This window comes from Phycisphaerae bacterium (assembly GCA_035384605.1).
In the GTDB taxonomy this organism is placed as follows: Bacteria; Planctomycetota; Phycisphaerae; order UBA1845; family PWPN01; genus JAUCQB01.
This window is the reverse complement of record DAOOIV010000200.1, coordinates 1-4,543: the sequence shown is the minus strand read 5'-3', so window position 1 is coordinate 4,543 and position 4,543 is coordinate 1. Positions and strand designations below refer to the sequence as shown.

The window sequence follows — 4,543 nt, the reverse complement described above, 5'->3', positions numbered from 1 at the left end:
GCCGCAACCATCCCCGTAGGACATGTTCGCAGCCGCCAGATCACGTAGGGCACGGTCGAAGCGGCCAAAGGCCGCGCAGACCTGCCGCAACCATCCCCGTAAGCATGTTCGCAGCCGCCAGATCACGTAGGGCAGGTCGAAGCGGCCAAAGGCCGCGCAGACCTGCCGCAACCATCCCCGACCGGGACAACCTGGTCAACGGACGCCCAGAACCAACGACAGAAAGAAACGGCAGGTCTCGGTCGCTGCGGCGACCTCGACGCTGCCCTACCTCGCTTTGGCTCGCGGCTGGCGCGGCGCGGGCTTGGCCTGTCCCGGCCAAGGGTAGTCGTCTTTGCCGGCCGTGGGCTCGATGGGGCCTTCGGGCAGCGCCTTCTGCCAGGCCAGGACCTTGGCAGCCAATCGATCGACGATATCTTTGTTCTTCTCGGCCAGGTTGTTCATCTGCATCGGGTCGCGCGGGATGTCATACAACTCCACGCGGCTGCGATCCGGGTTCATCAGCAGCTTCCAGTCACCCTCGCGAATGGCCAGAATCGGGCTGCGGTGGAACGGCTCGCCAAACACGTGAAACCGCCACTCCCACATCAGCGGCGTCTTCCGTGGCCTCGGCTGACCCAGCAAGACGTCGCTGACATCCTCGCCGTCCAGCGCATGGCCCGCCGGAGGCTGGACACCGATCAGCTTGCACACCGTCGGCAGGAAATCGACGCCTGCGACGACCGACTCGTTGTCGATCCGCCCGGCCGGCACATGCCCCGGCCACCGAACGATGAACGGCACTCGAATGCCGCCCTCGTACAGGCTGCGTTTGCGCCCGCGGAACGGCCCGGCCGAACCGACACCGCTGTGACCGGCATTGGTGATGTGGATGTCCTCGGGCCCGTTGTCGCTGGAGAAAACGACCAGCGTGTTCTCGGCCACCCCCATCGTCTCCAACTCGCCCAGCAAGCGACCGATCTGTGCGTCCAGGTCGCCCACCGAGCCATAATAGATGGCCTCGGCACCCTTGTGTGGCACGCCTTTCGGCCCCAAGTGCTCATATGGTTTCATCTGCTCGTCGGTCGGGTTCAACGTCGCATGCGGCACCAACGTCCAGATGTTCACGTAAAACGGCTTGCTCTTATTCGCCTCAATGAATCGCAAGGCCTCATCGACAAACAGCCCCGTCGACTTCGCCCAGAACGTGGCCGCAGGCTCATGCCAGGCCGGGAAGGCCGACACCATGGTCTTGGCTTCATCAAAACCGTACTCGGTCGGGTTCGGCGCCCCCGGCCCGCTACCCAGGTGCCATTTGCCGAAATGAGCGGTCGCATAGCCCCGCGATTTCAGCAGCGCGGCCACATTCGGAACCTTCGGGTCAAGCCAGTTAGACATGCCACGCTGCGCATTCAGGTCGTGCTCAGCGTAATGACCGTGAATGCGATGCCGCGCCGGATACTGGCCGGTGAAAAACGCGCAGCGGCTCGGCGAACAAACCGAGCCATTCACATAGAACTGAGTGAACAACGTCCCCTGCGAGGCAAGCTTGTCCAGATGCGGCGTCTTGAGCCGCTGATGGCCGTAGCAGCTCAAGTCGCCCCAGCCCAGATCGTCGGCGAGAATGAAGATGACGTTAGGCGGCGTTGCAGATTCTTCACCGATCGCGATCGATGAGCACAGCAAGAAAACCGCAGTAACGGCAAGCAAAGCACATCGCATGTCGGGACCTCCCCAGTGTGGCTAATCCGTGGCCACCATGGCATGAACCGTCCCATCCCACGTGGTCACGATCACGGTATTCCCGGAAACCGCCGCGGTCGAGGCGATCGGCAGGCCGAACCGATACTTCCAGAGCAGATGACCATCACTGACATCGAGGGCGTAGAACCAGCCGTCGCTCGCCCCGAAGTAGACCACATCGCCCACGACGACCGGCGAACTGGTGATGGTTGCACTGTCTCGCTTGTATGGAACCGTCGGAGAAAGCTCCTGCCCCACGGCGAATCGCCACCGCAACTCGCCGGTGGCCTTGTCGAAGCCGTTCATCGCGGCGTCAAACGACTGATCCTTGCTCGACACCTCCGCGCTGCCCACGCAGACGATGCTCTCACCGATCGCAGGCGTGCCTGTCTCGTCGCCCAGCGGTACAACCTCCCTGCCCTGGCCGTCGGCGCTTTCAAAAGCGGCCTCCCAGAGCTGCTGCCCCGATCTGCCATCCAAGCACAGGAGCGTCTTCTTGTTCTGGAATACGTACAGCCGATCGCCGTCCTGGCTCTGCTCAACCGCGGCCGGGACCACCGCCACGGTCGAGACGGCCATCTGGTTGTTCGACCAGCGGATGTCCCCCGTGGCCGGGTCCAGTGCTCTGGCGAATGGGCCGCCCTGGTAGACAACACCCGTGCCCAGACTCGGTCCGGAATAGATGTTCGGCCACCAGTCGCTCCCGCCGGGTTGCTTCCACAACGGTTCGCCTGACGCGAGGTCGTACGCGCCGAAACCGCTGCAACGCCCGGCATACACGAGCTTGCCGTCGGTGACCGGGAAACTCGTTTCCCAACGATCGTCGTGGCCGCGATCGAGCGAGGCCGTCCATCGCGGGAAGCCGTCCTTGTTGAAACAGTAGAGCGTCGCCGCCTGGGACACGGCCATGATGTTGCCGTCCCACACCGCCAGGCTGTGCTTGATCGAGGAGTCCACAGGAGCACGCCAGAGCTTCCGGCCGGTCACCAGGTCAAGCGCCGTGATGGCACAATCATCGAGCGAGCTCTCGAAGCTGGAGGCGGCATAGACGCGCCCGTCGGCGATCACCGGGCTGGAGATGTGAATCGTGCCGCCGATATGCGTCGACCATGCCGGTACCAGCGGCGGGCGAGGACCGTCCGAAACGTAGCCGCGATGGCCCGCGTCGTTGTGGAAGAAAGGCCAGGCCTGGCCGGGTTTGACGATTGCGACACCGTTGACGTCCAGCTTGAACACGCCCGCCTGCTTCCAAACGGTGCCGTCGGCCGCCGTAGCCTCGACCTCGATGCGTTTCAGGCCGGACCAGACGTCCGACGGAACCTGCCATCGGCCGGCCCAGGTCCACGAACCCTCGGCCCACAGATCACCCCGGGCGATCGGCTCGGTCCGGTTGGATGCGGCATCATCCGCGTCAAAAACGCGATATCGAACGCCCCTGACGCGGACCGCCGTGTCATATGCAAGAATGCGGATCGGCACGGCACGCCCGAAGGTCAAGCCATTGACCGGCGGATGCACGATCTCGACCCGCTGTCTCTGGGCACCCAGCCGCCACTCGCATCGCATCTGTTGCCCATCCACATGGATGATCCGGAATCCGCGCGGGCTGCGGTCGATGCCGCCGAAGCGAAGCGTCGAACTGTTGATGTCGAGAATCCCCTTGTATTCTCGCTCCCGACGGCCGTGCCAGTGGCCTGAAAAGATTGCTGCCCCATTGCGCTCCGCCCACCAGTCGAGTTCGCGAATCGTCGGGATGTAGTGCTGGAACACCACCACCCGCTTGCCGACGGCGTTCAGACGGAGGTCGCGCTCGATCCACTCGGTCTGGCGCTCAAAGAAGCCGCTCTTTCTGTCACGGGCAATAATGTCGCGGGCGATGAAGTGGTACGGCCCGACGTCGAAAGAGTAATAGGGCGGACCGAGGTACTTCTCGTAATTCTCCGTGTCGCGGAGCTCGCCGCCGTAGTCGTGGTTTCCGACGACGTTATAGAACGGGTATCGGTTGTCTCGGGTGGCTCTCGCGTAGCCCTCGAACTGCGCGACTTGCTTGCCAACGTTGGTCAAGTCGCCCGTGGTCACCACGAACGTGGGCGTGTCCGAGAGGTTGTTTACTACCTCCAAGTCTTCGGCCATGGTCTGAACGGCACTCTCGGCTTCGGTGACGTGCGTGTCGCTCAGTTGGACGAAGACGAAACGGTCGGTGTTGCGGGCGGGATCGCGAACCAGGCCGATGTCGGCCGGCTGGACCTTGTCGGCATAACGATCGAAATCCGCAATGACGAAGAAGTGCTTCGAGGCCCGCCAACCGGCCGGTGTGCAAACGAAGACCGAGCCCCGAGACTGCTCGCGGAGTTTGAACTCGAAACGGCCGTCGGCTTGGGTCCGGACGAAACCAAGTCCATCGGACACGGACATGTCCTTCAGCGCCGGCTCGTTGTCGTCTCGCACGCCGTCGGCGTCGAGGTCCTCGAACACCACGCCGCTCATGACCAGGCTGCGCGAGACCGGTCGGCTGGCCGGGGCCGTGGCGGGTCTGGAGGCGACGGGCAACGTGGCCGGCTTGGACTGCGAGGCCGCTCCGGCCGAGAGTGCCGCCGTCACGATCAGAATCGCAAACCGAAACAGCAAGCCAGATCTCCAAAAGAAAGCTCAACAACACGTACTCTCAGACGCGCCGATCCGTGGGATCACAACCAATGATAGGCACCGGGGTGTAAACCGCAACACGCGGGGCTCGTGTGATGAAGGTAGGGCATGTTCGGAGCGGCCAGATCAGTAGGGCACGGTCGCAGCGGCCAAAGGCCGCGCAGACCTGCCGCAA

General features: G+C 63.5%; 2 protein-coding genes. Both read right to left on the bottom strand.

Annotated elements, in window-relative coordinates; genetic code table 11:
- Positions 1–267 precede the first annotated feature (267 nt).
- The gene (locus PLL20_21605) at positions 268–1,701 is read right to left on the bottom strand and encodes a sulfatase-like hydrolase/transferase (protein HPD32596.1); all 1,434 of its coding nucleotides are present in this window, start codon (positions 1,699–1,701) and stop codon (positions 268–270) included.
- A 21-nt stretch (positions 1,702–1,722) separates the two neighbouring features.
- A complete protein-coding gene (locus PLL20_21600; protein ID HPD32595.1) occupies positions 1,723–4,350 on the bottom strand; it encodes a PQQ-binding-like beta-propeller repeat protein in 2,628 nt (875 codons plus the stop codon).
- Positions 4,351–4,543 lie beyond the last annotated feature (193 nt).

Coding starts and splice junctions, on each gene's coding strand:
- PLL20_21605 (HPD32596.1), bottom strand. CDS start 1,701: ATGCGATGTGCTTTGCTTGCCGTTACTGCGGTTTTCTTGCTGTGCTCA.